Origin of the sequence: Flavobacterium zhairuonense, from assembly GCF_004352915.1 — a bacterium.
Classification (GTDB): Bacteria; Bacteroidota; Bacteroidia; order Flavobacteriales; family Flavobacteriaceae; genus Flavobacterium; species Flavobacterium zhairuonense.
Genome location: NZ_SJSY01000041.1, coordinates 1 through 1,282, shown reverse-complemented (window position 1 = coordinate 1,282; position 1,282 = coordinate 1). Strand labels below are relative to the sequence as shown.

Genomic DNA, 1,282 nt, shown 5'->3' with positions numbered 1-1,282 from the left:
ATTGACTATTTTTAATGCATTTTGTGATGTAGAATAGGTGATTCCGTTTGCCGGCCAAGTGTAAGTGTTTCCAGAACAGATTGATTCTGTAGTAACAATGTCTAAAGGTTTAGGATTTACAGTCAGGTTCAATATTTGATCAGCCGTGCATCCGTCATTAACTATTTTTAATGCATTTTGTGTTGTAGAATAGGTAATTCCGTTTGCTGGCCACGTGTAAGTGCTTCCAGAACAGATCGATTCCGTTGTAACAATGTCTAAAGGTTTATCAGTTACAGTCAGGTTTAATATTTGATCAGCCGTGCATCCGTCATTGACTATTTTTAATGCATTTTGTGATGTAGAATAGGTAATTCCGTTTGCCGGCCAAGTGTAAGTATTTCCAGAACAGATCGATTCCGTTGTAACAATGTCTAAAGGTTTAGGATTTACAGTCAGGTTCAATATTTGATCTGCTGTACATCCGTCATTGACTTTTCTTAATCCGGTCTGTGATGTGGAATAGGTAATTCCGTTTGCTTGCCAAGTGTAAGTCTGTCCTGAGCAGATTGTTTGATTGGTTATCGCATCGGCAGGTTTATCAGTTACAGTCAGATTCAATATTTGATCAGCCGTGCATCCGTCATGGACTTTTCTTAGCCCAATTTGTGAAGTGGAATAAGTGATTCCGTTTGCTGGCCAAGTGTAAGTGTTTCCAGAACAGATTGATTCTGTAGTTACTATATCAGCGGGTTTAGAACCTACAGTCAGATTCAATATTTGATCAGCCGTGCATCCGTCATTGACTATTTTTAATGCATTTTGTGATGTAGAATAGGTAATTCCGTTTGCCGGCCAAGTGTAAGTATTTCCAGAACAGATCGATTCCGTTGTAACAATGTCTAAAGGTTTAGGATTTACAGTCAGGTTCAATATTTGATCCGCTGTACATCCTTCATTCACTATTTTTAGTCCGGTCTGTGAAGTGGAATAAGTGATTCCGTTTGCCGGCCATGTATATGTTTCACCGAAACAAATTGTTTGATTGGTTACAGTATCTAGAGGTTTATCGATTACAGTCAGATTCAGTATTTGATCTGCCGTACATCCGTCATTGTTTATTCTTAATCCTGTTTGTGTTGTAGAGTAGGTGATTCCGTTTGCCGGCCAAGTATAAGTGTTTCCAGAACAGATTGATTCTGTAGTAACAATGTCTAAAGGTTTAGGATTTACAGTGAGGTTCAATATTTGATCCGCTGTACATCCATCATTGACTATTTTTAATGCATTTTGTGATGTAGAA

Annotated in this window: 1 pseudogene; it reads right to left on the bottom strand. The window is 38.1% G+C overall.

Annotated elements, in window-relative coordinates:
• Positions 1-1,282: pseudogene (locus EYY60_RS22175) on the bottom strand (hypothetical protein); the annotation flags it as partial.